A 26016-nucleotide genomic window follows, 5' to 3' on the forward strand; every position below is an offset into this window, starting at 1 on the left:
AGATGACGACACCGCAGGGGTGGTACGACGCAGGCGTGCCGGGGCGGCAGCGCTGGTGGGACGGAGCGCAATGGACCGCGCACGAGCGGGACGCGCCGGTCGCGTCGCCATCGATGGGGTGGTACCTCGTGCCGGGAACCGTGGACGTCCGCTGGTGGGACGGCACGGTGTGGACGCCCTACCGCATCCGCGACGGCAAGCCGAAGCCTGACGCCTTCGCCATCGAGCCGCCGTCGACCGGGTTGATCCTCGGCATCATGTTCCTGGTGCTCGGCCTGGCTCAGCTGTCACTGGCGCTGGCCACACGGAGTCCCGGCAACTTCGTCACTCCGGTGCTGTTCGTGCTGGTGGCTGTCGTCTGGATCGTCGGGGCGCGACATTCGCAGGGGGTGCGCGCCCTGCCTGCGCCGCAGAGCATGCCGATCATCGACCCGGTCGCCCGGCCGCTCCCCGGCGAAGTGGAGGGCCCGGGTGCCGGCTGGTATCCGATGACGGGGCAGGTCACCCGGTGGTGGACGGGCGCTCGCTGGAGCTGGTACATCGGCATGAAGTTCGGCGCGCGCCCAGGCTACGCCGGTCCCCGTGGTTACATCACGTCGATGATCGTCGGCTGGTTCATGGCAGGTCTCGCCGTACTCGGACTCGCCCTGGGCGTGACGGGCGCCGCGCTCAGCGCGAGTCCCGCGGGCGCGTTCATGATCGCGATCGGCTTCGTCTTCGCAGTGGTCTTCGCCGGACTGGCGCTGTTCATCCTGCTCCTGACGCGCTCGCGCCGGAACGCGATGCTCCTGCCGACATCCCCTCCACCGCTGCGGTGAGCGAACGCCGACCGGATCAGATCCGCTCGGCGAACCGATGGATCAGGTCCGCGGCCACCTCGGCGTCGCTGATGAGCGTGCTGTGGCCGCGATCGGGGATGACCTCGAGCTCGGCTTGCGGAACCGAATCGACGATCTCGCGGCACCAGGTCTGCGGAGCCATGGGGTCGCGCTCGCCGCGCAGCACCAGCACCGGAACCGCGATGCGGGGATAGACCTTCTCGGGTTCGTGCACGATCGTGGCACGCATCTTGCGGATCAGGTTCGGCCCGCCGCGCAGATACTCGCGCGCTCCGCGCCACAGCACCAGGGGGCTCTCGCCGAGCAGGTCGCGCAGGAGATAGTTGGCCTGAGCGCGGATGCTGCGCGCGGCGCTGTCGACGGTCGGACCCGCCAGGACGACGCCTGCGACGAGCGCCGGATGCCGCACCGCGAGTTCCGCGGCGATCTGACTGCCCATGGAGTGCCCGATCACGATGACCGGCGACTCGTCGGCATGGCGCAGATACGCCGCCAGGAAGTCGGCGTGCCGCTGCATGGTCAGAGTGCGCTCGGGCTCGGGCGCCTCGCCGAATCCGGGCAGGTCGACCGCGATCACGCGTCCGTCGAGCTGGCGGACCAGGTCGAGGTACACGCTGCGGCCCATGCCGATGCCATGCAGCAGCAGGAACACCGGTCCGCCGGTTCCGAACGTCTCGGCCACGAGCGTCGCGCCGGCATGCTCGAATTCGACGACGGATGCCGGAGCACCCTGCGGGGCGAGCAGACGGTTCGGCATCCTCCCACGCTATCCGACCCGCGCACTCCCGCCGTGACGGAGCGCGAGGGTCCAGGATCCGCCACCGGTGGAGCGGCAGGGAGCGAGCCGCGTGCGAGGATGGATCAGTGTCCTCCCCTGCATCCGAAACAGCCGAGAAGCGGGGGCTGCGGGCGCGGATCTCCGCAAGCCTGACCGACCCGGTGCTGAACGCCCTGGTCGCGGCCGTCGCGGTCTCACGCATCGGGCGCGGGGTGTTCCTCGCGGTCACCGTGCTGTTCTTCACGCAGATCGTCGGGTTGAGTGCGGGCGAGGCGGCCATCGTGCTCGCGGTGTCGAGCGGATGCGGCGTCGTGGCGTCCTTCCTCGGCGGCTGGCTCGCCGATCGATGGAGCGCCCGCCGGCTCACCTTCGGTTTCGAGGCGCTCGGCGGACTGCTGCTCGCGGCGTACGCGTTCGCCGGCGACTTCACCTCAGCGCTGCTGCTCGCATCCCTCTCCGGCTTCTTCGACTCGATGGGTCACTCGGCACGCTCCGCGATCATCGCACGCGGCTTCGCGCCTGAGCGGCGGGTGCACGCCCGCGCCGTGCTGCGCACGGTCACCAACCTCTCGATCGCACTGGGATCGGCGATCGGCGCGATCGCCCTCGCTCTCGGCACCCCGGAGGCGTACCGTGCGGTGATCGCCGTGGCGGGCCTTCTCTGCGCGGTCGGCTCCCTGCCGCTGCTGCGGCTGACCACGGACGTCGACGCGCCCGCACGCACGCGGCTCGGGCCGCAGGTGACCGAGACCGGCTCGATCGACACGGCCGCCGCGGCTGCCGCGCTCGCCGAGCGCAAGGACTGGGCGCAGCGTTCGCCATGGCGTGACCCGCAGTACCTGGCGCTGACCGCACTCACCGGGATCTTCGCCATGCAGTTCGGGGTCTTCGAACTCGGCGTGCCGCTGTGGATCACCCGGGAGACGACCGCCCCCGAGGTGATGGTCGCCGTGCTGCTGATCGTGAACACGGTCCTCGTCGTGATGTTCCAGGTGCGCGCCTCCCGCGGCACGCACGATGTGCGCACCGCGGGTCGTGTCACGCTGATCGCAGGCGGACTGATCGTGATCGCGTGCCTCGTCTACGCGCTCGCCGCAGGATTGCCCGTGTGGGCGGCGATCGTGCTGCTGCTCGTCGCGACCATCGCATACACGTTCGCCGAGATCCTGTCCCAGGCCGGCGGCTGGGGTCTCAGTTTCGAGCTCGCCGACGCGAAGCGCGCCGGGGCCTACCAGGGCGTCTTCGGCATGGGGTTCTCGCTCGGGGCCCTCGCCGCGCCCCTCGTCGTGAACGCCACCGCGATCACCTACGGCTTCTTCGGGTGGGTCGTGCTGGCCGCGATCTTCCTCGCCGCGGCGTCGGGCACCTGGCTCATCGCCCGGCGTGCCGCGGCAGTGTCAGCCTGACGCCCGCTCCCGGATCGCGATCCGAGGGTCGCCATCGTGCGGAACTGCTGCTACCTTTTGTTGGCGTAAGCAACATATGTGCGGGGGCATGCCCGCCATGACGATGACGTCAGGAGAACCACATGCGACGATCTCTGCGATCACTCTTCTCGGTCACTGCGGCAGCTGTGCTGCTGCTGCCTTTGTGCGGCGTGAGCACCGCCTATGCCGCGCCGCCCGGGCACAGCAACGCCGACAAGAACGCTCTGCGCAACCAGGCGCCCAAAGACCTCGCGATCGGCAGCGCGGTGTGGGGCCAGAAGCAGCTCATGGACTACGACGCGGCCGACCCGACGCAGTACCAGCAGGTGCTCGGCGCGCAGTTCTCGTCTCTGACACCCGAGAACGACATGAAGTGGGATGCCGTGCATCCCGCCCCGGACGTGTACGACTTCACGTCCGCTGACGCGCTCGTCGCCTACGCGAAGGCGAATCATCAGCAGGTCCGCGGGCACACGCTGCTGTGGCACAGCCAGAACCCGGCCTGGGTCACCGAGGCGAGCAAGACCTGGACCTGCGACGAAGCGCGCGACGTGCTCGAAGACCACATCCGCACCGTGGTCGGCCATTTCAAGGGTGAGATCTACGAGTGGGACGTCGCGAACGAGATCTTCCAGGACACCTGGGAGAACGGCGGCGTGAAGCTGCGCACCGAGGCCAACCCGTTCCTCAAAGCCTGCGCCGACGACCCGGTGGCTCTCCTCGAAGACGCGTTCCGCTGGGCGCATGAAGCCGATCCTGATGCCGTGCTGTTCCTCAACGACTACAACGCGGAGGGCATCAACGAGAAGACCGACGCGTACTACGCGCTCGCTCAGAGGATGCTGGCCGACGGGACGCCGCTGGGCGGATTCGGTGCTCAGGCGCATCTCAGCCTTCTCTACGGTTTCGACACGACCCTGCAGGCGAACTTCGAGCGGTTCGCCGCACTGGGCCTGCACGTGGCGGTGACCGAGGCCGACGTCCGCATCCCGTTGCAGGACGGCGAGACCGGCCCGACGCCCGAGCAGGTGGCGACGCAGGCCGAGCGGTACGACGGGCTGCTTCAGGCATGCCTGAACGTGAAGGCGTGCTCGTCGTTCACCGTATGGGGATTCCCCGACGCGAACTCGTGGGTTCCCGACGTCTTCCCCGGTGAGGGCTGGGCCACGATCTTCGAGGACGACTACTCGCGGAAGCCCGCGTTCGACGTGATGCTCAGCTCGCTGCGCTGCGCGACGCCCGGCACCTCGCCGCGGCGCTGATCCGGTGGCGGGCGGCCCGCTAGGGTCGTCCGCCACCGGCTCGGTCACGGAACGCGCCGCGACGCGGGACCCGTCAGCCTTCCCCGCCGGCGGGCGTCAGCACCAGGGTCTGCGTGGTCGCGGCATCCACTGCCTTCGCCGAGAACGCCCACGGCTGCTGCACCCCGGCCGCCCAGCGCTCGGTCTGATCCGTGTAGTGCTCGTGGAAGGCGTGACCCGACGCCCCGGTGAGGTGGATCCAGGTCGAGGCGTCGAAGTCGGACAGATCGACGACCATGCGCATCGACGGCACCGTGGTCGTGGCATACGAGGCGCCGAGCTTCCATCCGGTCGCGTCGACGACCGAGGCGCCTCCGCTGACCGGATACGGCCCGCGGTTGAACAGCCATTCGATCGGCGCGATGCCCGACTCCCCGAGAGTCGAGCTGGTCAGGGTGAGCGCGTGCAGTTCGCCCCAGTTCCAGGCGTCGACGGCGGTTCCCTGCAGACCCGACAGCTCGTCGTACGCCTCTTCGGCCGACAGCGCGAGCATCTCGTCCATTCCGGCGACGTCGATCGCCGTGTTGGTCCACAGCGGATCGGACGGGTCGTCGAGAAGAGCGCCCACCACCGTGAACAACCGGCCCTGCCCGTCGATCGGCAGCGGCTGCTCGCGTTCGGCGAAGAGGTTCTGCACGAGGTTCGACCACAGCACGTTCGCGTACGCGGCGGCAGCCGAGGAGGCCTCGTTCTGCGCATCCCAGCCGCGCAGCAGCTCGACCGCCTCGCGCGGACCGGCGCCCGACACCTCGACGTCGACGAGAGCGGCCGCGAGCTGCTTGCCGATCCACATCTCGGAATCCATCTGGATGTCCCTCATGTCCTGAGCCGTCAGGGGAGCCGTGGCGGAGCGGCGCTCGATCAGATGCGCGATGCGGGCCGCCCGGTAGCCGTAGTCCCAGTCCTTCGACAGGAAGTAGTCGTAGTCATCGGTCACGATCGCGTTGTTCGCGGTGACGATGTATCCGGAGGCGGGGTTGTACGAGACCGGCAGATCCTCGAAGGGGATGAAGCCCGTCCAGTCGTAGGCGCTGTCCCATCCCGGTTGCGGCATCCATCCGTCTCCGGCGCCGCGCACAGGCAGCCGTCCCGGAGCCTGATACCCGATGTTGCCCGCGGTGTCGGCGTAGATGAGGTTCTGCGCGGGAACGTCGAAGAGGGAGGCGGCGCGACGGAAGTCGTCGAAGTCCTTCGCGGTCGCCAGCGCGAAGATCGCGGTCGATGCGGTGCCGGGGTCGAGGGCGGTCCAGCGCAGACTGACCGCGTACTCGTGATCGGGAGCGGACACCGCCGGTTGGGTCGGGAGGGTCGGGAGTGCGGGTTCCGGGTCCTCGGCCAACGCGGTGAAGTCGTCGACGAGCCCCGAGATGATCGGGCCGTGCACGGTGGAGCGGACCTTCAGGGTGACGTCGTCCCCGCCCGCGACCTCGATGGTCTCGGTGCGCTCGTCGATCGGCACCAGGGCGCCGTCTCGCCAGTACTGGTCGCCCTCGATCATCTCGACGTAGAGGTCGGTGACGTCGGTGGTGAGGTTCGTGAAGCCCCAGGCGACCTGCTGGTTGTGGCCGATCACGATTCCGGGGAGACCGGAGAACGAGAAGCCGCCGACGTCGAAGGGGCAGCTGTCGGTGACCTTCGAGCACTTGAGCTGCATCTGGTACCAGACCGAGGGCAGCGCGGCGCCGAGGTGCGGATCGTTCGACAGCAGGGGCAGACCGCTTTCGGTGAGGGCGCCCGACACCACCCACGAGTTCGATCCGATGCCCTCGCCGACATCGCCGACGAGCAGGCTCGCCGCCTCGATGACGTCTGATGCCGTCTGCCACTCGATCGTCGTGCTCGCCTTCTGGATGCCGGTGTCGGCGTCCGTCGTGAAGGCCGCGGCGTCGGCATCCGTCTCCGTCGCGGGGACGCTCGAGATCTTCGGGACGATCACCGGGTTCTGCTCGAACGGGTAGGGCGGGTACAGCTGCTCGATCGTCGCCTGCGTCTCGGCCGTATCGGATCCCGATGCGGCGAGATCGGCGGCGAGCAGAGCGCGCTCTGTCTCGTCTTCGATGTTCGTGCGCAGGTCCCACGCCATGGCCTTCAGCCAGGCGACCGAGTCGGCGGGAGTCCACGGCTCGGGTGCGTAGTCGGGATTCTGCATGCCGATCACGGCATATTCGAGCGAGAGCTCGGCGCCGGAGCGTGTCGAGAGATAGGCGTTCACGCCGTCGGCGTATGCCTCGTAGTAGCCGAGCGTGGTCTCGTCCATGGCCGCGACTTCTGCTTCGGCGACATCGCGCCAGCCGAGCGTGCGCAGGAACGAGTCGGTGCCGATCTGCGATTCGCCGAACATCTCCGAGACGCGGCCTGCGGTGACGTGGCGGCGGAAATCCATCTCGAAGAAGCGGTCCTGCGCGTGCACGAAGCCCTCGGCGTAGAACAGGTCGTGGGTGGAATCCGCCGTGATCGTGGGGATGCCGCTGTCGTCGCGCTGCACCGTGACCTCGGCCTTCAGTCCGTCGAGCGCCAGGGTCCCCCCGGTCTGCGGGAAGGAGCGCTGGATCGTCCAGGTGACGAAGACGGCGGCGGCGACAGCGACGACCACGATCGCGGCGACCACGAGGAAGGCGATCCGGCCGATGCGGGTGGCGAGCGGCCGTCGTGAAGGCGCGGCAGGGGTCTCTGAATCGGTTGTCATCGTCGAGAACTCTTTCGGGTAAGTGGGACTCAGTCCCACAGAGCCCCGGTCCGCGTATCAGAACGCGTCCTCGCATCATAGCCGGGGCCGCACCTCCTGACGGAAGTGCGGCCCCGGCATCCGATCAACCGATCAACCGATCAGGCTCGGCTGCAGATCGCGCAGTGTGCGCTTGTGCGTCATGCGCGTCACGCCGATCGCCGCCAGCAGCAGGGCGCCCACGAGCCACATGCCGAGCACGGCGAGGTCCCAGCCCGCCCTGGCGAGATCGCCGCCGTACATCAGCTGACGCATCGCGTCGACGACGTATCCGAGCGGCAGCACGTGATGCAGCGCCGCGAGCGGGGCGGGAAGCGTCTGCCAGGGGAAGGTGCCTCCGGCGGTGACGAGCTGCAGAACCATGAGGACCAGGCCGAGGAACTGGCCCACCGATCCCAGCCACACGTTCAGCGTGAGGATGATCGCCGCGAACGTCGCCGAGGCGAAGATCAGCACGCCCAGGGTGCCGAGCGGATGGTTGAAGGTGAAGCCGAGGGTGATGGCGAGGATCCCCATCAGGCCGATCATCTGCACAGCCCCCAGCATCGCCGGAGTCAGCCAGCCGGCGAGGGTGATGCGCAGCGGCGAATGCAGTGCGGTCACCGCGCGCCGAGAGATCGGCTTGACGATCAGGAAAAGGGCGTAGATGCCGATCCAGGCCGACAGCGCGGCGAAGAACGGTGCGAGGCCTGCCCCGTAGTCCTCGGCGGAGGCGAGCTTGTCGCTCGACACCTTCACCGGGTCGGCGATCGTGTCGGCCTGCAGGGTGCGCAGCTCCGCGGTGGAGGCCGGGATCTTGGCCACTCCGTCGGAGAGGCCGTCACGCAGCGTGCCGATGCCGTCGCGGAGAGTGACGAGCCCGTCGCGCAGCTGTGCGGCGCCGTCGTTAGCAGCCGCAGCGCCCGTCGCGACGGTGCCGGCGCCGGTTGCGAGGGTCGACGCCCCGGATGCGACGGATGCGGCGCCGTCGGCGAGCTGATCGACCTGGCCGACCGCGGTCTGCACCTTGGTGTTGCCCTCCTGCAGCTTCGTGCCGAGCGGATCGAGCGTGGCGAGGACGCCGTCGATCTCCTCCTGCGTGAGCCCCTGATCGGCGAGCAGAGTGGTGATGTCTGTGCGCACCTGGGGCAGAGCGTCGGCGGCCTGCTGCACGGCGGAGCCTGCGCGGTCGGCGATGTCGGCCAGCTTGCGGTTGCCGTCGCTCACCTGCTGCGCACCCGCGGCGAGCGTGGTGGCGCCTGCGGCGAGCTGGGCGGTGCCGTCGGCGAGCTGGGCGGTGCCGTCGGCGAGGGTGCTGCTGCCGGTCGCCGCTGTCGTCGCACCGTCGGCGAGCTGCGAGGCGCCATCTGTCGCGGTGATCAGGTTGTCGCGCACGTCGCTGAGCCCGGTGAGCAGGCGCTCTGCGGCCTCGCTGCCGACCATCTCGGCGACCGAGCTGCGGATCTTCTCGACGGCCTGAGTACCCATGGATGAGGCGAGGTAGTTGTTCGCGTCGTTCGTGTCGAGTTCGATGCGCGCCTGGTGCGGATCGTCGGACGCGACCGAGGTCAGCGCTTCGGAGAAGTCCGCCGGAATCGTCACCATGAAGTCGACGGATCCGTCGTGGAGCGCCTGTGCACCCTCGGCGGCGGTCATCCGCTGCCAGTCGAAGGCGTTGCCCTCGATGAGGTTGTCGGCCACGTCTTCGCCGTAGTTGACCCTCGAATCCTGGGTCTCTGAGCCTGTCGAAGGGTCGCTCGTCGAGGCGGCGCCCTCATCGTTCACGACGAGGGCGACGGGGACGTCGGGGAACTTCGCGTAGGGGTCCTGATTTGCCCAGAGGTACAGACCTCCGTAGAGGATCGGCACGCACACGAGAGCGACGAGGGCGAGGATGCCCATCCTGCTGGCGGTGAGTCGCCGCAGTTCGGCGGCGATCATCGAGGGAACCTTCATCGTTCGGCTCCGTTCTCGTTCAGGTCTTCGGGGGTGGTGTTCGGCGACTCGTCTTCGTCGTCGTCCGCGGCTGTATCGGGCGAGGGGTCGTGCATCGGAGCGGATGCTGCGGCATCCGACTCGAGATCCCCAGGATCCGGGTCATCCGTGTCGGCGTCGGGCCGGGTGTCCGACCCGTCTGCGGGAAGAGGCAGGTCATCGTCGGGTTCCGCGTCCGGTGCGTCGAGCACCAGGGGCTCGATCGGACCGGAGGCGTTCACGGCGCCCAGCTCCTGCATCCGATCCAGAGCGACGGCCGCCGAGCCTCCCACGATCACGAGCATGGCGTAGCCGCGCTCGGCGAACTCGCGCGCGATCCGCCACCAGCCGTCGGGACTGCCGCCGTGCCGGTCGGGGGAGACGAGCACGATGCCCTCGGTCCCTTCACGCAGGATCGCGAGCTCGCACATGATGCGCACGCGCGCAGCCGGGTCGATGTTCCCGATCGGCACCGAAGCGAGTTCACCGAAGCCCAGATCGTTGAGCCAACGCCGGGCATGCAGAGGCGTGGCGCCGCGCCCTGCGAACATGAGCTCCTCGCCGACGACGCCTGCGAGAGTGATGTCGGCGTGCGGGTCGCTGACATCGGGGGCGTCGACGAGCGCGATCGTGCGTCGCAGCAGGCGATTGTCCGTGGCTCCGTCGATCGTGACCCGCCCGGTCGCCGGCTTCATGCGCCCGCTCGCGATCAGACCGAGCACGGTCGGCCGCTGTTCGGTCTCTGCGATCGCGTAGCGCACGGCGCCGGTGTGGAACTCGAGGCTCGTGGTGGGCAGCGCGCGGCCCTTGCTCACGTCATGCAGTGCGACTCTCATTCGGCGTCCTCCGCAGCGACGATCTGAGGATGCGCGGCGAGCAGTTCGTCCGCTTCGCGCCACGATAGTCCGGCGATGCTCAGCACGGCGCGGACGGCGACGTTCGCGGCTTCGGAACTCGCCGCGTCGGTGCGTGAGATGACCGTGCGCGCCATCTCCTCGATGAGTCGTGCGAGTGTGGGGGCGGCGAGATCGGTGCGGAAGCTCCCGTCGTCCTGACCGCGACGGGCGAGGTTCGCGACGGTGCGCCGCAGCGGCGCGAGCGCTTCGGCTGTGTGCTCGACATGCGCCTCGTCGAGAGCCAGGGCTGCGGCGACCTGCACGTGCGCGGCTTCACGCCAGAGCAGCGCGGCCAGGCGGGCGAGCGCGAGGCGGCTGTCGTCGTCGGTCACAGACTCGGCGATCGTGTTGAATCGCTGGGCTCCGCTCGAGATGAGCTCGCGGATGAGGGCGTCTCGGTCGTCGAAGTGCCCGTACAGGGTGCGGCGGGACAGGCCGGCGTTGCGGGCGATGACGTCGACGGAGGCATGGGGGTCGTTCGCGAGGGCGGAGCGGGCGGCGGACAGGATGCCGGCGCGGTTCTCGACGGCATCGCGGCGGGGTGCACGAGTGGTCATGGCACCATTTTACGTATAGTGCACATGCGTGTGCAAGATAACTCGGAAAGTTCACAGCATCCGGTCCGCGACCCATCACACTTCGGGGGGCGACACGCCACATCGGGGGACGGAATCGCGAAACGATCCCCCGATGTGGCGTGTCGCCCCCCGAAGTGGAAGAGGGGTGGGGCAGGAACCCAGAGGGGGCGGATGCTGACTGCGCAGCATCCGCCCCCTCAGAGAAGCAGGCGTCAGTCGGTGCCGGAGTCGAACGCCGCGCCCTCGGACGCGGTGTCGACGGCATCCGCCAGCGTCTCGTCGGCCTCGGAGATCGAGCCGTGCACCGACTCGGTGATCTCGGCCGACTCGCCTGCGGTGACACGGCCGACGAGCTCGCCCGTCGCACCGCCCACGAGGCCGAGGCTCGCGTACTGCTCGAGACGCGCACGCGAGTCGGCGATGTCGAGGTTGCGCATCGTGAGCTGTCCGATGCGGTCGACCGGCCCGAAGGCCGCGTCGCCGACGCGCTCCATCGAGAGCTTCTCGGGCGCGTAGGAGAGGTTGGGCGAGACTGTGTCGATGATCGTCCAGTCGTCTCCGCGACGCAGGCGCACGGTGACCGAGCCCGAGATCGTCGAGCCGACCCAGCGCTGGATGGACTCGCGCAGCATGAGCGACTGCGGCTCGAGCCAGCGGCCCTCGTACATGAGGCGGCCGAGACGACGACCCTGCTCGTGGTAGGTCGCGAGGGTGTCCTCGTTCAGGATGCCGTTGACCAGGCGCTCGTAGGTGATGAACAGCAGCGCCATCGCCGGAGCCTCGTAGATGCCCCGCGACTTCGCCTCGATGATGCGGTTCTCGATCTGGTCGCTCATGCCGAGGCCGTGGCGGCCGCCGATGCGGTTGGCCTCGTGTACGAGCTCGACCGGATTGCTGTACTCGACGCCGTTGATCGCCACGGGGCGACCGGCCTCGAAGGTCACGGTGACGTCCTCGGTCTCGATCGCGACCGACGGGTCCCAGAACTTCACGCCCATGATCGGGTCGACGGTCTCGAGCGAGACGTTCAGGTGCTCGAGCGTCTTCGCCTCGTGGGTGGCGCCCCAGATGTTCGCGTCGGTGGAGTACGCCTTCTCGGCGGAGTCGCGGTAGGGGAAGCCGTGCGAGACGAGCCATTCGCTCATCTCCTGGCGGCCGCCGAGCTCGGTGACGAAGTCGGCGTCGAGCCACGGCTTGTAGATGCGCAGACGAGGGTTGGCGAGCAGGCCGTAGCGGTAGAACCGCTCGATGTCGTTGCCCTTGTAGGTGGAGCCGTCGCCCCAGATGTCGACGCCGTCGTCCTTCATGGCGCGCACCAGCATGGTGCCGGTGACCGCGCGGCCGAGGGGAGTCGTGTTGAAGTAGGTCTTGCCGCCGGAGCGGATGTGGAATGCTCCGCAGGCGAGAGCGACGAAGCCCTCTTCGACGAGTGCGGTCTTCGCGTCGACGAGCCGCGCGACCTCGGCGCCGTACTCGAGCGCGCGACCGGGGATCGACTCGATGTCGTCTTCGTCGGGCTGGCCGAGGTCTCCGGTGTAGGTGCAGGGCACTGCGCCCTTGTCGCGCATCCACGCGACGGCGACGGAGGTGTCGAGTCCTCCGGAGAAGGCGATGCCGACGCGCTCGCCGACGGGCAGTGACTGGAGAACCTTGGACATGGTTCCCAGTCTATCGGCGGCGTGTCGGCTGTTTCGGACCTGCAGCGAGCATCGGGTACGACCCACAGAAGGATGCTCGGGAGTCAGGGCGCGCCGGTGGCCTCGAGCTCGTCGAGCAGTTCGGGCTCGTCCGCCGTCCGTGCCAATTCGCGTCGCTGGTGCGCGGCGTAGCGACCGCCCCAGCTCGTCAGCGCCTCGACGAGCGGCATCGAGCCCCGGCCGAGGTCGCTCAGCCGGTACTCGACCTTGGGCGGGACCCTGCCGATAGACGGTGCGGATGAGAAGACCGTCGTCCTCCAGCTCGCGCAGCTGTCGGGTCAGCACGCGAGCGGTCGGTTCGTCGAGCAGCCTGCTGAGCTCGCCGAACCTCAGCACCTCGTGTTGGTGGAGAAGACTGAGGATGCTGGGCTTCCAGGCCCCGCCGAGCACGGCGATCGAGATCTCGGCATCGCACGCGTCTCCCCACTCCCGGACGATGCGCTCCGTCTTCTCCCTCATCGGTCTGCCTCCCGCTGCGCCACAGTATCCAAAAGGTCACTATATACCTTCAATGACCGTACTTGTCAGAAGTGTACCTTCCCTCGAGACTGAGACGGTGACCTTCTCGACGCCCGCAACAGCCGCTCGACCCCGCTCCGCCCTCCATCCGTGGCTCGCCATGATCCCGCTGCTTCTCGGCATCCTGATCGGCGCGCTCGCGATCAGCAGCATGTCGACCGCGCTGCCGTCGATCCGAGGCGACCTCGTCCTCAGCGACAGCGGCGCCCTGTGGCTCGTCGACGTCTATTCGCTCTCTCTGGCGGCGACGCTGATCATCGCCGCCCGGATCGGCGACGCGTTCGGGCGCAAGCGGATCGTGCTCCTGGGGCTCGCCGGCTTCGCGGTGCTCAACGCGGCGGGCGGGTTCGCTCAGGACGGGATGCTGCTGGTCGTGGTGCGTGCTCTCCTGGGCGTCGCCGAGGCCTTCGTCGTGGCCGGCGTCGTGGCCACGATCGGGGCGCACTATCACGCACGCCAGCGCGTACTGGCTTACGGGCTGTGGACCGCGACCTTCGGGGCAGGCAGCGCTCTGGGGCCGGTGCTCGGCGGACTCGTCACCGAGGGCCCGGGGTGGCGCTGGCTGCTGCTGGGCAGCGTGCCGCTCGCGGTCGTCGCCGGCGTGCTCGCGATCAGGCTCGTGCCCGATTCCCGCAGCTCGCGCCCACCGTCGTGGGACATCCTCAGCATCGGGTCGTCGATCGTGGCCCTCGGGGCTCTCGTCTTCGCCCTGCACGAGGTGCTCGCAGCTCCGCTCGCCGCGGGCATCGCCGGAGTCGTCGCGGTTGTGACGCTCGTGTTCTTCATCCGCAGGCAGCGCGTCCTGCGCGAACCCCTCATCGATATGCGACTCTTCCGGACACCCGGGTTCAGCCCCGCCATCGTGCGCATCGTGGCGAGCAGCGGTGTGTCGACGGCATCCGTGCTCCTGGTGAGCCTGCACCTGCAGGACGCCAGGGGCTTCAGCGCGGCCGAAGCCGGCATCGCGATCCTCCCGCAGGCGGTGGCGATCGCGCTCGGCGGAGTGCTCGCACCACTGTTCCTCCGATGGCTGACGTCACCCGCGCTGACGGTGCTGGCGCTCGTGGTGCAGGGGGCGGGGCTCGCCTGGCTCGCGACGGGGGTCGATCTCGTCGCGCTCCCCCTCGTTTTGGTCGGGGTGGGTTTCGGGATCGCCGCCACGCTCGCCGCGACGACCCTCTTCGACGTGACGACCGAAGACGACGCCGGCCAGGTCGGGGCGATCCAGGAGGTCGGCTTCGCCCTCGGCGGAGGTCTCGGCATCGCCGTGCTCGGCACGATCGCCTCGATCGTCGGCTCTCGCGGCTTCATCGTGGCGCTCCTCGTCGCGACCGGGATGGTCGTCGCCGCAGCGCTCCTGCCGCTCGGGAGACGCGCCGCGAAGCCCTCCGTCCTCGAACCCCGCTGAAGAAAGGCCATCCGTGTCCGCATCACGCCCGACCGTCCACTGGATCTACGCACACCCCCAGGAGAACTCGTTCAACGCCCGGCTGTTCCGCGACGGGGTGGACGCGCTGTCGCGCGATCACGATGTGGAGACGACCGACCTCTACCGCCAGCGGTTCGACCCCGTGCTCGCGGCTCCGGATCTCGGCTACCCGCAGGGGAGAGACGGCAACGTCGTCGACCTCATGGGCGAGGCGCATGCCGAGGGGCGGGTGCCGTCGGATGTGAGCGAGGAGCAGCGCAAGCTCCAGGCCGCCGATCTCGTCGTGCTGCAGTTCCCGCTGTGGTGGTACGGACCCCCGGCGATCCTCAAAGGGTGGTTCGATCGCGTGCTGACCAACGGGTTCGCCTACGGCCCGGTCGACCCGAGCACCGGTCTGCCGCTGCGCTACGGCGACGGCCTGCTCGCCGGGCGCCGTGCCCTCGTGATCGTGACGGCAGGTGAAGACGAGCGTTCCATCGGGGAGCGGGGCGTGAGCGGAGACCTGGACTCGCTGCTGTTCCCGCTCACCCATGGCACCCTGTGGTACACCGGGATCGAGCCGCTCGACCTGCACGTCGTCCACGACGCCGACGGATTGGAGTCGGCGGGGGTCGATCACGAGAGCGTGCGGCTGGTCGAGAGGCTCTCCGGCATCCGCGACGAATCGCCGAGCAGCCCGTTTCGCCGACTCCGCGACGGCGAGTACCACGGCACCCGAGCGCTCCGAGCGGATCTGCTTCCCGGTCGCACCGACCTCGGCATCCACCGCGTCACGATCGACTGAACGGCACACGGCGGGAACACGCGCTGAACGGCGCGCGTGTTCCCGCCGTCGGGCCCTAGACCGCTTCCACGAGCAGCACGAAGGCCAGGACAGGCCAGAGCGCCGGAAGTTGCAGCCGCTGCGGACCTGACTTCCCGGGCCGGATGACGGCCCGACCCGCCGCCCGGCGGCTTCGCGGGGGCGGATCGGGCGTGAGTGGCGGGTTATCCTCGTGCCCGAGGTGACGCATGCTGGCGGGACGCCGCACTCGGGCGGCGTCGACGAAGGAGTTGCTGATGACCGACACGCTGGCGCGACCGCCATTCGATCCCGAACTCGAGGCGGCGCTTGCGCTCGTCGGAGATCAGATCCCGCCGACGCTCACGGCGGAGATGATCCCGCTCATGCGACAGATGCCGATGGCCGGTCAGGATGAGATCTTCCAGCTGCTCGCCGAACGCGGCTTCGTCTGGCGCGACGTGACGATACCCGGTCACGACGCCGGCGACATCGTCGTGTCCGTGATCGAGAAGGACGGCCGTACCGGAACCGGCCCTGGGTTCTTTCACACTCACGGCGGCGGCATGATCCTCGGCAACCGCTGGTTGGGCGTGACCGGATTCCTCGATTGGGCCGAGCGGTTCAACGGCGTGATCGTGACGGTGGAGTACCGACTCGCCCCCGAGTTCCCCGACCCCTACCCGGTCGAGGACTGCTATGCGGCGCTCAAGTGGACCGCCGAGCACACCGACGACCTCGGCATCGATCCTTCCCGGATCCTGATCGGCGGTGGCAGCGCCGGCGGAGGTCTCGCCGCGGGCACAGCCCTCCTCGCCAGGGATCGCAGCGGTCCCGGCCTGATCGGTCAGCTTCTCATCTACCCGATGCTCGACGACCGCGACGAGACCGTCTCGACTCGTCAGATCGACGGCGTCGGAGTGTGGGACCGAGGATCCAACATGACCGGATGGACCGCGCTGCTCGGCGATCGCCGCGGCAAGGAGGATGTGTCGATCTACGCCGCCCCGGCGAGGGCGACCGACCTCTCTGGTCTCCCGCCTGCGTTCATCGACTGTGGCAGCGCCGAGGTCTTCCGCGATGAAGACGTCGCCTATGCCAGCAAGCTCTGGGAAGCCGGCGTCCAGGCCGAGCTGCACGTGTGGGCCGGCGGGTTCCACGCGTTCGACGGTTTCGCGCCGCATGCCGCTGTCTCACAGGCCATGCTTGCGGCGCGCGACAACTGGGTGAACCGCCTGCTCGGCTGATCCGCCCCTACGGGGTCGCGGGATCGACCCCGTAGGGTGGAATCCCGCGCGATGGAGCCCGACATGCAAGATCTGCTGGGGCGGCTCACCGCCCTCGACCCGGATGCGAGCGAGACGCTCAAGGTCGTCTCGTACTTCGACGCGCTCGTCGCCCGGTCGGTGGGCGCGGAGAGCATGCTTCGCGGTGCGGCGCTGCTCAGCGGCGCGACCGTCGGGCACCGCGAGGGCCGCCAGACCACGCGTGTGCGGGCGGACGGGGTGCGGATCGATCCCGCGGATGTGTCGGACGGCTGGTCGATGCGCGAGAGCGGATCGGATGCGGTCGTCTGGATCGAGCGCGACGGCGATCCGCACACGAACGACGCCATGATCCTCGAACGGCTCGTGCTGGCTCTGGGCATCATCCGCGCGCGGCGGACTGTCGGGCCGGAGAGCGCGGTCGAGCTGGTGATCAGTGCGTACGCGAGTGCGCAGGAGCGCGCGAGCGCCCTGGCGCGGCTGCGATTCGGCGACGGACCTCTGGTGGTTCTGGCCTCTCCGCCTGATCCGGCGCCCGGTACCCAGCATCCGTCAGCCGTCGTCGCCACCCGCCACGGGCTGACGAGGGCGACCATCGTGCCGTCCGGAACCGAGCCTCGATCGCCCTGGCCGGTCGGAGTCGACCTCCGTCTCGGCGTCGGCGTCGAAGGACTCGCCCCGGCATCGTGGTCGTCGGCGCTCATCGCCGTCCGCCTCACGAGTGCCGCGGATCCCGTCGTCGACGCCGCCGACATCGGCGCGGCCCTGATCGTGGCCGAGGCCGCAGAGGGCAAGCCGCTGCATCCGGATGCCGAAGTCCTCGGGAGCCTCGACGCACGCACCCTCGAATTGCTCGACGCCGTGGCCGAAGAGCGCAGCGTGCGCGCCGCGGCGGTGCGTCTCGGCCGCCACCACTCGAGCGTGCAGGAGAAGCTCACAGCTCTGATCGAGGTGCTCGGCTACGACCCACGCGCCTCGCGGGGCCGCACCCGCTACGCGCTCGCGCGCATGCTGCTCACCCTCGCCCGCTGAGCGGGCGCAGGCGGGCGAGCCGCCCGCACCCCGTCACGAGAATAGGTCAACCGCGCCAGGGGAGGATACCTGTCGGCATCCGTCCTCGTGCGGTTGACCTATTCTCGGGAGGCGGCGAGAGCTCGGGAAGGCTCGGGATGCGTGGAGCTCGCAAGCTCAGTCCTGGCCGAGCCGCCCCGCGAGCCAGGCCGCCTGGCGCTGCCAGTGCACGCCCTGCCCGCCCTCGTGCTCGTTGAACGGGTACTCGATCACCTCGGCGCCGCCGAGATGGTGGTTGGCCGCCGCGTACACGGTCGACGGCGGGCAGATCGGGTCCATCAGGGCGACCGAGTAGAGCGCGGGAGCGGTGGCGCGGGCTGCGAAGTTCACGCCGTCGAAGTACGACAGCGTGCGGTACGTCTGGTCGACGGCGTCGCGGTGCACCGACAGGTAGCGGACGATCTCCTGATACGGGTCCTTGTCGGTCAGCCCGACCGCGCGCTCGAAATGGCACAGGAACGGCACGTCGGGCATGACGCCGACCAGGCCCTCGCTGAGGCCGGCCGCGGCGATCGCTATACCGCCGCCCTGGCTGCCGCCGGTGACCGCGACCCGTGCGGCGTCGACGCCGTCGAGCCCACGCACAGCATCGATGAAGAGCGCGGCGTCGGTGAACACGCGCCGGTAGTAGTACTGCGCAGGGTCTTCGATTCCGCGCGTCATGAAACCGGGTGTCGAGGCTCCGGTGCCGTGCGGGTCGGGTGTGCCGCCTCCGGTGCCCCACGAGCTGCCCTGGCCGCGCGTGTCCATGAACGCCCAGGCGTATCCGGATGCCGCCCACGCGAGACGCTCGTGCGGCAGGCCACGACCGCCGCCGTATCCGTTGAACTCGACGACGGTCGGCAGGGGCCCTGTAGCGCCGGCGGGCACCACGAACCAGCCACGGACCGCGTCTCCGCCGAAGCCGCTGAAGGAGACGTCATACACCTCGACCAGTGAGAGCGGCGAGTCGATGCGAGTCAGCGTCGGCGGCTGCGCGACCGCCCGTGACTCCGCGAGCGTGCTCCGCCAGAACTCGTCGAAGTCCTCAGGCGCCGAGACCTCGGGGTGGTAGGAGCGCAGCTCTGCAGGGGGCAGGTCGAAACGGGGCATGACGGTCGATCTCCAGGGTTCATCCGGGGGTGATGGTGTGAAGGTTCAGGCCGAGCGTATCGGAGCGCCGGAGTCGTAGAGCGGCAGGTGCCCGAGGCCAGAGCTGGAGGCCTCAGGCGCCTGCGGCGAAGAAGAGCCGGCCCTCGCCCTCGACGTGAACGCGCGCCGCGCGTGCGATGAGAACCGCGCGCCCTCGTGGCACGTCGATCGTGGCGTCGCCGGATGACAGGCTGAACGCGCCCTCGGTGCACAAGGCGACCGCGGCGCCGGCGAGGTCGAGCTCGCCGGCGCTCGTGCACTCGTAGAGCACGAAGCCGGGAGCATCGTCGGGTGCGCCGGGACGGAAGACACGGATGCCGTCGCCTGCGGGCGACGCGTCGAGGCGCGGGTCGCCGCCCTCTCGAGCGTCGAGCACCCGGCCGAGCTCGTCGGTGTCGATGTGCTTGGGCGTGAGTCCGCCGCGGAGCACGTTGTCGCTCGGTCCCATCAGCTCGATCCCCGAGCCGCGGAGGTAGGCGTGGATGTTCCCGGCCGGCAGCCACAGCGCCTCGCCCGCCCGCAGCGTCACGTGCTGCAGCATGAGCGCGCCGAGGATGCCGGGGTCGCCCGGGTGGGCCTGCGCGATCGGCCGCAGTACGGCGAACCGGTCGTCGGCCGCACCGACCTCGGTGACTGCAGCGACAAGAGGAGCGATCCGCTCGTCACCCGACAGCAGCCACAGAAAGGCGGAGCGGATGCCGTCGGCGTCCGCCAGCAGTTCGCTCCAGGCCTGCAGCGCTGACCCGTGATCCGGGCCGATCGCTGCCGAGAGCGCCTCAAGGTCGGACTGCACGTCGGCGATCGGGCGGAAGCCGCAGAGGGCCTCGAATCCGTCGTTCAGCGCCACGATCATCTCGGGCTTCGAGTTCGGGTCTCGGTAGTTGCGGTTCGGGGCGTCGACAGGGATCCCGAGTTCGTTCTCGCGCGCGAACCCCTCCTGTGCCTGCGCGGTGCTCGGGTGCGCCTGCAGCGACAGCGGTTCGGCGGCGCAGAGGATCTTGAGCAGGAACGGCAGACGCACGCCGGCTGCCCGCTCCCATTCGTCGAGGGTCTGCCACGGGGCATCGCCCAGGACGCGGCTCGGCGCCGCCGGATGAGCGCCCAGCCACAGCTCCGCTTCGCGGAGACCGGTCGGGGCGGTGCCGCGCACGTGCGCGACCCCGTCGATCTCTCCCCAGGCGTAGTCGCGCGGGGCGTTGTCGATCTCCCAGAAGACGGCGGTCATGCCGTCACCTCCTTCTCAGTGCGGACGAGCTCGGCCAGGCGTCCTCTCAGCGGATGGTCCGACGCGAGCTCGACGAGGGCGTCCACTCCGTCGAGGCCGGTCCCGATCGGGGGTATGAAGCGCACCGCGGGACGAGCGGCGCGCACCGCCGCCTCGAAGGCGCTGCGGATGAGGTCGGAGCGCAGAACACCGCCGATCGCGCCGACCGCTGCGTCGGCGGGAGCAGCGGTCGTCTGCAGGGCGGACGTCACCGACAGTGCGAGCTCGGCGGCGGCCTGCTCGCAGATGCGTCGAGCGATGGGATCGCCCTCGGCCGCGAGCGTCGCGGTCGGGGCGGCGAACGACGCGACGAGACGCACGCGGTCGGAGTCCGCCTGCAGCGAGGTGTATGCGCCCTCGAGGTCGGGCCAGCGCTCGCGAACCAGAGGCGTGAGCGCGGTCGCCTCGCCGCGCCCGTCGTACGCGCGCATCACGGCATCCAGCGCTTCGCGACCGATCCAGTAGCCGCTGCCCGCGTCGCCCATGATGTTCCCCCAGCCGTCGACGCGCACGGCGGAACGGGGCCCGACGCCGAGCGTGACGACGCCGGTGCCGACGGCGATCACCGCTCCCTGGCGGTCGCCGAGAACGCCGAGGAACGACGTCACCGAGTCGTGGGCGACGATCACTCGGCGCACGTCCGCGAGTGCCGGGTGGCGGAGCAGCGATTCGGTCTCGGAGAGGACGTCGGCGACTCCCGAGACGCCGATCGCGATGGTGTCGGGAGCCGCTCCGGCCGCCTGAGACAACCGCTCGGCGATCTCAGCCAGCTGCGGCGCGAGCGGCCTGTCGGTCAGCACGCCGGGCAGAAGATCGTCGCGGGTCGAACCGTCGGAGCCGTGCAGTCGCACCTTGGTGCCGGTCTGTCCGGCGTCCATCGAGAGGAGGGCGAGGGTGCTCATCGGCGTTCCTTCGTCTGCGAAACCGGCCGGAAGCGGCCGGGCGTATGACAGCGTAGGACGTTCACGATGCGCGGCAAAGCTGGATCCCCGTTCATGACGGCCATGGTTCTGCTCGGCGCGGTACGTCGGCGCCTCAGTCGAACCCCGGATACTCCTCGAGCTTCTTCTCGAACGCATCGCGATCGGCATCCTGCAGCACCGCACTGGCGATCACGACGAGCTGCAGGCCCTCGAGCGGCTCGCCGGTTCGGGTGTTCTGCGCCTCGCGTGTGCGCTGGAAGCTGCCGTCGCTGTCGTGCGACAGGTCGTAGATGTCGGCGTAGAACCGCATGGGGTCGGGGTAGTTCTCGGTGTACGACTCCCAGGTGTGCTGAGTGCGCGGGTCATCGCTGCCGTACAGCTTCGTCATCACCGAGGGGTCGATGCTCGACACCGATGGGTCGTTGAACGCGTACAGCCCGTACATGCCGTGATCGACCACGATCTGACCGATCAAGTCCATGATCGCCACCTTGGTGGCGTAGTCGTGGATCGGCTCCGTCGTCGCCCAGCTCTCGGTGGCGAACTCGTACAGCATCGACTCGCCGCCGTAGCCGTTGCGCTCCGGCCGCAGGTCTTCGTCGCCGACCTGCACCCACTCGTAGCCGAACTCCGCCGTCACCTGCGCGCGGATGTCGGCGAAAAGCTCGGCGGCCGCGGCGCGGACTTCTTCGACGGACTGCTGATCGAGCGCCTCCTGAGGGTCGGTGCCCTTGATCCCGGGGTACGCCTCCTCGTGCTTCTGCTCGTCGCTCTTCATGCCGTCGTAGGCGCCGGCCGCCGATGTGCGCAGCGCACTCAGTCCACCGACCGTGGCGACGTTGAAGAGCAGAGTGACGACCAGTGCGATGCTGCCCAGCATCCGTCCTCGCGCAGTGAAAAGCGTGGCGATCACGAGGCCCAGCACCACGAGCTGCAACGCGAACATCGTCACGCCGTACAGCATGTCCGTGCCTCCGGCGGCCATCACGATGAGCAGGATCGCCGCGAACACGATGGCGACCACGAGCACGACGCGGCTGAACACCGACGACGGCTTCTTCTCGATGGCTGCCGCGGCGGTCTCGCCGGCGCTGTAGATCGACGCTGCGGGCGTAGGCGACGCATACGCGGACTGCTGCCGTTTCGCCCCGCGGTATCCGCCGGGCGGCGGCACGGGCGGGGCGCCCTCGGTGCCGGCGATGTAGCGCTGCCGCTGCTTCTCCCGATCCATCACCATGGCTTGTCCGTTCCGGTGCCGCCCGGCTCCTCGCCGTCCTGACGCTGATCGCGTTCCTGCTGACCCTGCTCGAGCTTCTCCTTGAGCTCGTCGAGCTTCTCGTCCGAGGGCTGCGGCTCTGGCTGCTCCTGCTCCTCGGGCTTCTGCTCTTCGGGCTGCTGCTGTTCCTGCTGCTCCTGCTGCTTCTGCTTCAGACGGTCCTCGGTGTCTTCCTTGGTCTTCTGCATATCGCGGTCGGGATCGGACGACTGCTGCTGCGCCTCTTCGCTGTTGCACTCCTCGGGCGTCTCGCTGGTGAGCGTCAGAGCCTCGCCGTAGAACTCGGCGGCGGCGGCCCCGTCGCCGTCGGCGGCGGCCGCATCGCCCTGCCGTTCGATCACGAGCGCGAGGTTGATGCGCACGGTGCACACCTCGAGACCGTGCGCGAGCTCGAGCGACTCCTCGAGCTTCGTGCGCGCCTCGGGGAGCTTCTCTGCGCCGGCGAGCGCGGTGCCTACGTTGAACGGCGCCTTGAACGGCTCGAACCAGTTCAGGAACTCCTGACCGCGCGCCGAGGCCTCGGAACCCGCGTAGTCGTCGACTACGTAGGCGCTGATGCTCTGGTGGGCGAAGGCGTACATGCTCAGCAGCTTGCCGACGAACAGGAGCGCCGCGAGTGTGAGGGGGAGGGTGCCGATGGCGATCCAGCGACGGATGCGCCGCCGCCGACGGTTCGCGGCGAGAAGAGCGGATGCCGCGGCTGTGGTGTCGGCGCTCGTCGTCTGGGTGGCCGGGTCGGTCGAGAGGTCGGTCATGACTCACCTCCGGTGGATTCCTCGGTCGTTGAGCGAGGAGCGGAGCGACGAGACGAGATGTCGAGGCTCGCCGGCGTCTTCAGCAGACGCAGTCGCGCCACGAGCATCGTGGCCCTGGCGAGCTCGACCGCGAGCAGGAGGACCACGACGAGCGCGGCCACCCAGTAGAGCTCGGTGACGTTGCCGATCTCACCCGACTTCGAATAGGTCGTCGTGGTCGACGGCGCTTCGGGCAGCTTCGGCTCAGCATCCGCCGTGCGGTGCAGGTATTCCACGCCGAGCTGATCGGCGATCGTCTGGAGGTTCGCCTCGTCGATCACGGACTTCGCGTTCGCGCCCTGGTACTGGATGTATCCGCCGTCGGCGCCGTCGACTCCGCCCGTTGTGAGCTTCATCGCGCCGCCCTCCTCGGTGCCGTAGCCGAACACGCCGCCGGCGTCGGTCAGATTCGCGCTGCCGGTGAAGGCCTCCGGTGTGCTGCCGTCGGTCTGCTCGCCGTCGCCGAAGTAGAACACCATCCGCGAGCGGTCGGGCGAGGACTCGGCAGCGCTCGAGAGGGTGTCGCTGAGCATCTGGCTCGCGATGCCGACCGAGCTGCCGCGCGACTGGCTGGTCACCTCGGGGCGCAGCACGTCGAGAGAAGAGATCAGCGCCGTGGTGTCTGTGGTCAACGGCATCCGCAGGTCGGCCGCGGCGTCGAACGTGATGAGCGCGAAACGGGCGCCAGGGTACTCCTCGACGATCGCCTGGATGTCGGCGCGCACGCCGTCGAGGCGGGGCTTGTCGCCGTCCCAGTCCTCCGCGACGATGCTCGCGGTCGTGTCGACGACCAGCACGACGTCGGTGTCGGTCGCGAGGGTCTGCGTGGCGCCGCCGGGGATGCCGGGGCGCAGCAGCATCACGAAGCAGGCGAGCAGCATCACCAGCCGCATGACCCACAGCCACAGCGGTGCGCCTCGCTTGGCGGGCCGCGTCATGGTCATGACCGCGACCGCCACCACCGGTGCGAAGAACAGCAGCAGGAGGAAGACGTTGAGGACGGGCTGGAAGATCACAGCTTCACCCTCCAGACGACCACGACGAACGCCAGGGAGGCGATCATCAGCACCACGATCCACAGGTTGGGGGTGTCGGTCCAGACCACCTGCGCCTGACCCCTCAGCTCGGTGGCGTCCTGCTCCTGCACGGCCGTGACGATGTCGCCGACCGTCGTCGTGTCGCGCAGACCGTACGCCTGACCGCCGGTGCTTTCGGCCGCCGCCGTGAGTTCGTCGCTCACCGCCGCGTCCTTGCCCTGCACCGGGTTGATCGCGAACACGCGAACGCCGTTGCCCTTCGCGTAGGCGGCCGCCTCCTCGACGGTCACGATGGAGGCGCCGTTCACCTCGTTGTCGGTCGCGAGGATCACCGAGCGCGAGCGCTCGTCGTCGGGGTGGTCGAAGGCCATCGCGCACGCGGCCAGCCCGTCGCCGATGAGCGAGGCGCCGTCGCCGTTCAGGGTGCCGACCCAGTGCTCGGGAATGTCTTCGGTGTAGTCGAAGCTCTCGCGCACGCTCTGCAGGTGCTCGCGGACGAACTCGTAGTCGTCGGTGAGGGGGAAGACCTGCACGGGGGAGCTGTTGAAGATCGTGAGTCCGATGCGCTCGCCCTTGAAGCCCTCGAGCAGCTCCTCGAAGACGCTGAGCACCTCGACGTCGACTTCGCTCATCGAGCCCGACACGTCGAGGCACAGCATGATGTCGCGGCTCGTGTTCACCGGCTGGATCGTCTGCGACGACATCGGCCGGGCGGCCACGACGCCGGCGCTCAGAGTCGCGATCGCACCGAGGGCGAGGATGCCGGTGAGCCCGAGCACGCGTCGGCGCAGTGCGGAGCGGAATGTCGGCAGCGCCCGCAGGCGCTCTGCCCGGGCGATGCGCGCTCGCTCACCCGCCGCGGTGCGCGCGCGGGAGCGGAGTCCGAGGAAGAGGCCGATCCCGACCGCGAGGATGACGACGCCCGCCGCGACGAGGATGATCCACCAGTTCGCTAGTGCCATGAGCGCACCACCGTTCTGGCGGCCTCGGCGCCGGCGGTCGGATCGATCGCCGGGCCGGGGCGGAAGATGCTGGGGTAGAAGTGCCGGCTGATCGCATCGATCAGCGCAGGGTGCACTCCGCGGGCGACGAGATCGTCGAGCGCGAGCACGGGCGCCTCGAGACCGCTGTACTCGTTGACGAAGGTGCGGACGACCTTGCTGAGCTCGAAGTTGGCGTGACGAGCCGACAGCCTGCGCGCACGGTAGTCGTCTTCGATGCGCTGGATCCGATCGAGGTATTCGAGCCGCAGTTGCGACAGCACGTCCATCGTGAGCAGCTGCGGGCCGGGCTGATTCGCATCGAGCTCGCTGAGCCCGCGCCGCGGGCGGGTCAGGACGACAAGGAGCCAGGCGCCCAGCACCAGCACCGCCAGGATGCCGAAGGCGAGCAGCATCCACCATCCGGAGTACTGGAACGGGGGATACAGTTCGTCAGAGCCGGGCATTAGACCTCCGGTTCAGCAGCTGCAGCAACTGAGGCACCGCGTCGTCCTGCCCCTCGAGCACGCTGTGACTGATCTCCATGCGCTTGAGCGTCTCGACGAGATAGGCAGCATCCGCCGCGGTCTGCTCCGTCAGCTCGCGCACGATCTCGACGTCACCCTGCACGAAGTCGGGCACGTCCCACATGGTGTCGACGTCGGTGCGCGTCGCGTTCGTCGCGTGGTCGAGCACGACCTCCGCATCGCGCACGGTGAGCCACAGCACGTCATGCTGCACGCGCAGCCGGCGCAGCATCCGTTCGGTGTTCTCGGTGATCGGCGCCTCGTCGGTGATGATCACGACGATCATCCGGCGCGAGATCGTACGGGTGATGAACGACAGCAGCGCATCGCGGTCGCTGGGGGCGTGGCTCGAGTCGATCGCCGAGTCGATCGTCTGCAGCGCGTGCTCGAGGGCTCCCTCGCTGCGCCCAGGCGCCCGGCGCCGCACGCGGTCGGCGTCGCCGTAGACGACGGTGAAGTCGTCGCCGTGACGGAGGGCGAGCACCCCGAGAACACCGGCGGCGAGTATCGCGAGGTCCTTCTTCGACTTCTCGTCGTGGGCGAGTGCCGCCATCGACCGACCGGTGTCGACCGCGAACATGATCGTGTGCATCCGCTGCGCACGGTGCCGCTTCACAAGCGGGGTTCCCTGCCGGGCGGTCGCACGCCAGTCGATGTCGCGCACCTGATCGCCGTACTCGTACTTGCGCAGGTCTTCGAAGTCGAGGCTGCGGCCGTGCATCAGCGACGCGTAGGCGCCGTCGAGCGCGTGCAGCGACTTGCGCGACGAGTGGATGAAGAGCTTGCTCTTCACCTGGGTGATCAGGCTGGGCATGGGTCCCTGAG

General features: G+C 69.2%; 23 protein-coding genes and 1 pseudogene. 7 read left to right on the forward strand and 17 right to left on the reverse strand.

Features of this window, described 5'->3' with window-relative positions; translation table 11 throughout:
- The first annotated feature begins 2 nt into the window (after window positions 1-2).
- Window positions 3-818, forward strand: coding sequence for a DUF2510 domain-containing protein (locus QFZ53_RS03030; protein WP_292906719.1), 816 nt, complete (start codon window positions 3-5; stop codon window positions 816-818).
- Between the two features lie 16 nt (window positions 819-834).
- Here the strand turns inward: QFZ53_RS03030 and QFZ53_RS03035 are convergent, their stop codons facing one another.
- On the reverse strand, window positions 835-1596 hold the full coding sequence (locus QFZ53_RS03035; RefSeq protein ID WP_307293356.1) for an alpha/beta fold hydrolase: 762 nt from the start codon (window positions 1594-1596) through the stop codon (window positions 835-837).
- A 107-nt stretch (window positions 1597-1703) separates the two neighbouring features.
- Here QFZ53_RS03035 and QFZ53_RS03040 point away from each other — a divergent pair, with 107 nt between their 5' ends.
- Window positions 1704-3023 (forward strand): MFS transporter, encoded by a 1320-nt coding sequence (locus QFZ53_RS03040; protein WP_307293358.1) that lies wholly within the window; start codon window positions 1704-1706, stop codon window positions 3021-3023.
- Window positions 3024-3145: 122 nt separating this feature from the next.
- On the forward strand, window positions 3146-4306 hold the full coding sequence (locus QFZ53_RS03045) for an endo-1,4-beta-xylanase (RefSeq protein WP_307293360.1): 1161 nt from the start codon (window positions 3146-3148) through the stop codon (window positions 4304-4306).
- A gap of 73 nt (window positions 4307-4379) precedes the next feature.
- Here QFZ53_RS03045 and QFZ53_RS03050 read toward each other — a convergent pair whose 3' ends face one another.
- From QFZ53_RS03050 to QFZ53_RS03085, 7 genes and pseudogenes are all read right to left on the reverse strand, one after another.
- Window positions 4380-7031, reverse strand: a complete 2652-nt coding sequence (locus QFZ53_RS03050) for a penicillin acylase family protein (protein WP_307293361.1) — start codon at window positions 7029-7031, stop codon at window positions 4380-4382.
- A 132-nt stretch (window positions 7032-7163) separates the two neighbouring features.
- Window positions 7164-9005 (reverse strand): YhgE/Pip family protein, encoded by a 1842-nt coding sequence (locus tag QFZ53_RS03055; protein WP_307293362.1) that lies wholly within the window; start codon window positions 9003-9005, stop codon window positions 7164-7166.
- Window positions 9002-9859, reverse strand: a complete 858-nt coding sequence (locus QFZ53_RS03060; protein ID WP_307293363.1) for a hypothetical protein — start codon at window positions 9857-9859, stop codon at window positions 9002-9004. Before QFZ53_RS03060 ends, QFZ53_RS03055 begins: the two co-directional genes overlap by 4 nt.
- Complete coding sequence (locus QFZ53_RS03065) at window positions 9856-10476, reverse strand: TetR/AcrR family transcriptional regulator (RefSeq protein WP_307293364.1); 621 nt, start codon at window positions 10474-10476, stop codon at window positions 9856-9858. Before QFZ53_RS03065 ends, QFZ53_RS03060 begins: the two co-directional genes overlap by 4 nt.
- 233 nt (window positions 10477-10709) lie before the next feature.
- The gene (gene argG / locus QFZ53_RS03070; RefSeq protein ID WP_307299344.1) at window positions 10710-12155 is read right to left on the reverse strand and encodes an argininosuccinate synthase; all 1446 of its coding nucleotides are present in this window, start codon (window positions 12153-12155) and stop codon (window positions 10710-10712) included.
- An 83-nt stretch (window positions 12156-12238) separates the two neighbouring features.
- On the reverse strand, window positions 12239-12364 hold the full coding sequence (locus QFZ53_RS03075) for a hypothetical protein (RefSeq protein WP_307299459.1): 126 nt from the start codon (window positions 12362-12364) through the stop codon (window positions 12239-12241).
- 100 nt (window positions 12365-12464) lie between these two features.
- Window positions 12465-12653, reverse strand: a pseudogene (locus tag QFZ53_RS03085) (winged helix-turn-helix transcriptional regulator); the annotation flags it as partial.
- A gap of 97 nt (window positions 12654-12750) precedes the next feature.
- Here QFZ53_RS03085 and QFZ53_RS03090 point away from each other — a divergent pair.
- The 4 genes from QFZ53_RS03090 (at window position 12751) to QFZ53_RS03105 (ending at window position 17220) form a co-directional block, all read left to right on the forward strand.
- A complete protein-coding gene (locus tag QFZ53_RS03090; protein ID WP_307293365.1) occupies window positions 12751-14121 on the forward strand; it encodes an MFS transporter in 1371 nt (456 codons plus the stop codon).
- Between the two features lie 13 nt (window positions 14122-14134).
- Window positions 14135-14926 (forward strand): NAD(P)H-dependent oxidoreductase, encoded by a 792-nt coding sequence (locus QFZ53_RS03095; RefSeq protein WP_307293366.1) that lies wholly within the window; start codon window positions 14135-14137, stop codon window positions 14924-14926.
- A 275-nt stretch (window positions 14927-15201) separates the two neighbouring features.
- On the forward strand, window positions 15202-16170 hold the full coding sequence (locus tag QFZ53_RS03100) for an alpha/beta hydrolase (RefSeq protein ID WP_307293367.1): 969 nt from the start codon (window positions 15202-15204) through the stop codon (window positions 16168-16170).
- A 63-nt stretch (window positions 16171-16233) separates the two neighbouring features.
- The gene (locus tag QFZ53_RS03105) at window positions 16234-17220 is read left to right on the forward strand and encodes a hypothetical protein (protein ID WP_307293368.1); all 987 of its coding nucleotides are present in this window, start codon (window positions 16234-16236) and stop codon (window positions 17218-17220) included.
- Window positions 17221-17376: 156 nt separating this feature from the next.
- Here the strand turns inward: QFZ53_RS03105 and QFZ53_RS03110 are convergent, their stop codons facing one another.
- The 9 genes from QFZ53_RS03110 to QFZ53_RS03150 form a co-directional block, all read right to left on the reverse strand.
- Window positions 17377-18351 (reverse strand): acetylxylan esterase, encoded by a 975-nt coding sequence (locus tag QFZ53_RS03110; protein WP_307293371.1) that lies wholly within the window; start codon window positions 18349-18351, stop codon window positions 17377-17379.
- Between the two features lie 112 nt (window positions 18352-18463).
- Window positions 18464-19615 (reverse strand): mannose-6-phosphate isomerase, class I, encoded by a 1152-nt coding sequence (gene manA, locus QFZ53_RS03115; protein WP_307293372.1) that lies wholly within the window; start codon window positions 19613-19615, stop codon window positions 18464-18466.
- Complete coding sequence (locus tag QFZ53_RS03120; protein ID WP_307293374.1) at window positions 19612-20556, reverse strand: N-acetylglucosamine kinase; 945 nt, start codon at window positions 20554-20556, stop codon at window positions 19612-19614. Before QFZ53_RS03120 ends, manA begins: the two co-directional genes overlap by 4 nt.
- Before the next feature lie 133 nt (window positions 20557-20689).
- Window positions 20690-21814 carry a hypothetical protein gene (locus QFZ53_RS03125; protein ID WP_307293376.1) on the reverse strand — a complete coding sequence of 375 codons (1125 nt, stop codon included), beginning with the start codon at window positions 21812-21814 and terminating at the stop codon, window positions 20690-20692.
- Window positions 21808-22608 carry a hypothetical protein gene (locus QFZ53_RS03130; protein WP_307293378.1) on the reverse strand — a complete coding sequence of 267 codons (801 nt, stop codon included), beginning with the start codon at window positions 22606-22608 and terminating at the stop codon, window positions 21808-21810. The genes QFZ53_RS03125 and QFZ53_RS03130 overlap by 7 nt, the downstream gene beginning before the upstream one ends.
- Window positions 22605-23663 (reverse strand): vWA domain-containing protein, encoded by a 1059-nt coding sequence (locus QFZ53_RS03135; protein ID WP_307293380.1) that lies wholly within the window; start codon window positions 23661-23663, stop codon window positions 22605-22607. Before QFZ53_RS03135 ends, QFZ53_RS03130 begins: the two co-directional genes overlap by 4 nt.
- On the reverse strand, window positions 23660-24646 hold the full coding sequence (locus QFZ53_RS03140) for a vWA domain-containing protein (protein WP_292906773.1): 987 nt from the start codon (window positions 24644-24646) through the stop codon (window positions 23660-23662). Before QFZ53_RS03140 ends, QFZ53_RS03135 begins: the two co-directional genes overlap by 4 nt.
- Window positions 24637-25131, reverse strand: coding sequence for a hypothetical protein (locus tag QFZ53_RS03145; protein WP_307293382.1), 495 nt, complete (start codon window positions 25129-25131; stop codon window positions 24637-24639). Before QFZ53_RS03145 ends, QFZ53_RS03140 begins: the two co-directional genes overlap by 10 nt.
- Window positions 25118-26005: a DUF58 domain-containing protein gene (locus QFZ53_RS03150; RefSeq protein WP_307293383.1), complete on the reverse strand. Its 888-nt coding sequence runs from the start codon at window positions 26003-26005 to the stop codon at window positions 25118-25120. Before QFZ53_RS03150 ends, QFZ53_RS03145 begins: the two co-directional genes overlap by 14 nt.
- Between the last annotated feature and the right edge of the window lie 11 nt (window positions 26006-26016).

The sequence above is a fragment of the Microbacterium natoriense genome (assembly GCF_030816295.1).
Taxonomy (GTDB): Bacteria; Actinomycetota; Actinomycetes; order Actinomycetales; family Microbacteriaceae; genus Microbacterium; species Microbacterium natoriense_A.

Excerpts from the sequence above, each read along its gene's own strand:
- QFZ53_RS03030 (WP_292906719.1), top strand. The coding sequence starts at position 3 with ATGACGACACCGCAGGGGTGGTACGACGCAGGCGTGCCGGGGCGGCAG.
- QFZ53_RS03035 (WP_307293356.1), bottom strand. The coding sequence starts at position 1,596 with ATGCCGAACCGTCTGCTCGCCCCGCAGGGTGCTCCGGCATCCGTCGTC.
- QFZ53_RS03045 (WP_307293360.1), top strand. The coding sequence starts at position 3,146 with ATGCGACGATCTCTGCGATCACTCTTCTCGGTCACTGCGGCAGCTGTG.
- QFZ53_RS03050 (WP_307293361.1), bottom strand. The coding sequence starts at position 7,031 with ATGACAACCGATTCAGAGACCCCTGCCGCGCCTTCACGACGGCCGCTC.
- QFZ53_RS03055 (WP_307293362.1), bottom strand. The coding sequence starts at position 9,005 with ATGAAGGTTCCCTCGATGATCGCCGCCGAACTGCGGCGACTCACCGCC.
- QFZ53_RS03060 (WP_307293363.1), bottom strand. The coding sequence starts at position 9,859 with ATGAGAGTCGCACTGCATGACGTGAGCAAGGGCCGCGCGCTGCCCACC.
- QFZ53_RS03065 (WP_307293364.1), bottom strand. The coding sequence starts at position 10,476 with ATGACCACTCGTGCACCCCGCCGCGATGCCGTCGAGAACCGCGCCGGC.
- argG (WP_307299344.1), bottom strand. The coding sequence starts at position 12,155 with ATGTCCAAGGTTCTCCAGTCACTGCCCGTCGGCGAGCGCGTCGGCATC.
- QFZ53_RS03075 (WP_307299459.1), bottom strand. The coding sequence starts at position 12,364 with ATGCCGCTCGTCGAGGCGCTGACGAGCTGGGGCGGTCGCTACGCCGCG.
- QFZ53_RS03100 (WP_307293367.1), top strand. The coding sequence starts at position 15,202 with ATGACCGACACGCTGGCGCGACCGCCATTCGATCCCGAACTCGAGGCG.
- QFZ53_RS03105 (WP_307293368.1), top strand. The coding sequence starts at position 16,234 with ATGCAAGATCTGCTGGGGCGGCTCACCGCCCTCGACCCGGATGCGAGC.
- QFZ53_RS03110 (WP_307293371.1), bottom strand. The coding sequence starts at position 18,351 with ATGCCCCGTTTCGACCTGCCCCCTGCAGAGCTGCGCTCCTACCACCCC.
- manA (WP_307293372.1), bottom strand. The coding sequence starts at position 19,615 with ATGACCGCCGTCTTCTGGGAGATCGACAACGCCCCGCGCGACTACGCC.
- QFZ53_RS03120 (WP_307293374.1), bottom strand. The coding sequence starts at position 20,556 with ATGAGCACCCTCGCCCTCCTCTCGATGGACGCCGGACAGACCGGCACC.
- QFZ53_RS03125 (WP_307293376.1), bottom strand. The coding sequence starts at position 21,814 with ATGGTGATGGATCGGGAGAAGCAGCGGCAGCGCTACATCGCCGGCACC.
- QFZ53_RS03130 (WP_307293378.1), bottom strand. The coding sequence starts at position 22,608 with ATGACCGACCTCTCGACCGACCCGGCCACCCAGACGACGAGCGCCGAC.
- QFZ53_RS03140 (WP_292906773.1), bottom strand. The coding sequence starts at position 24,646 with ATGGCACTAGCGAACTGGTGGATCATCCTCGTCGCGGCGGGCGTCGTC.
- QFZ53_RS03145 (WP_307293382.1), bottom strand. The coding sequence starts at position 25,131 with ATGCCCGGCTCTGACGAACTGTATCCCCCGTTCCAGTACTCCGGATGG.
- QFZ53_RS03150 (WP_307293383.1), bottom strand. The coding sequence starts at position 26,005 with ATGCCCAGCCTGATCACCCAGGTGAAGAGCAAGCTCTTCATCCACTCG.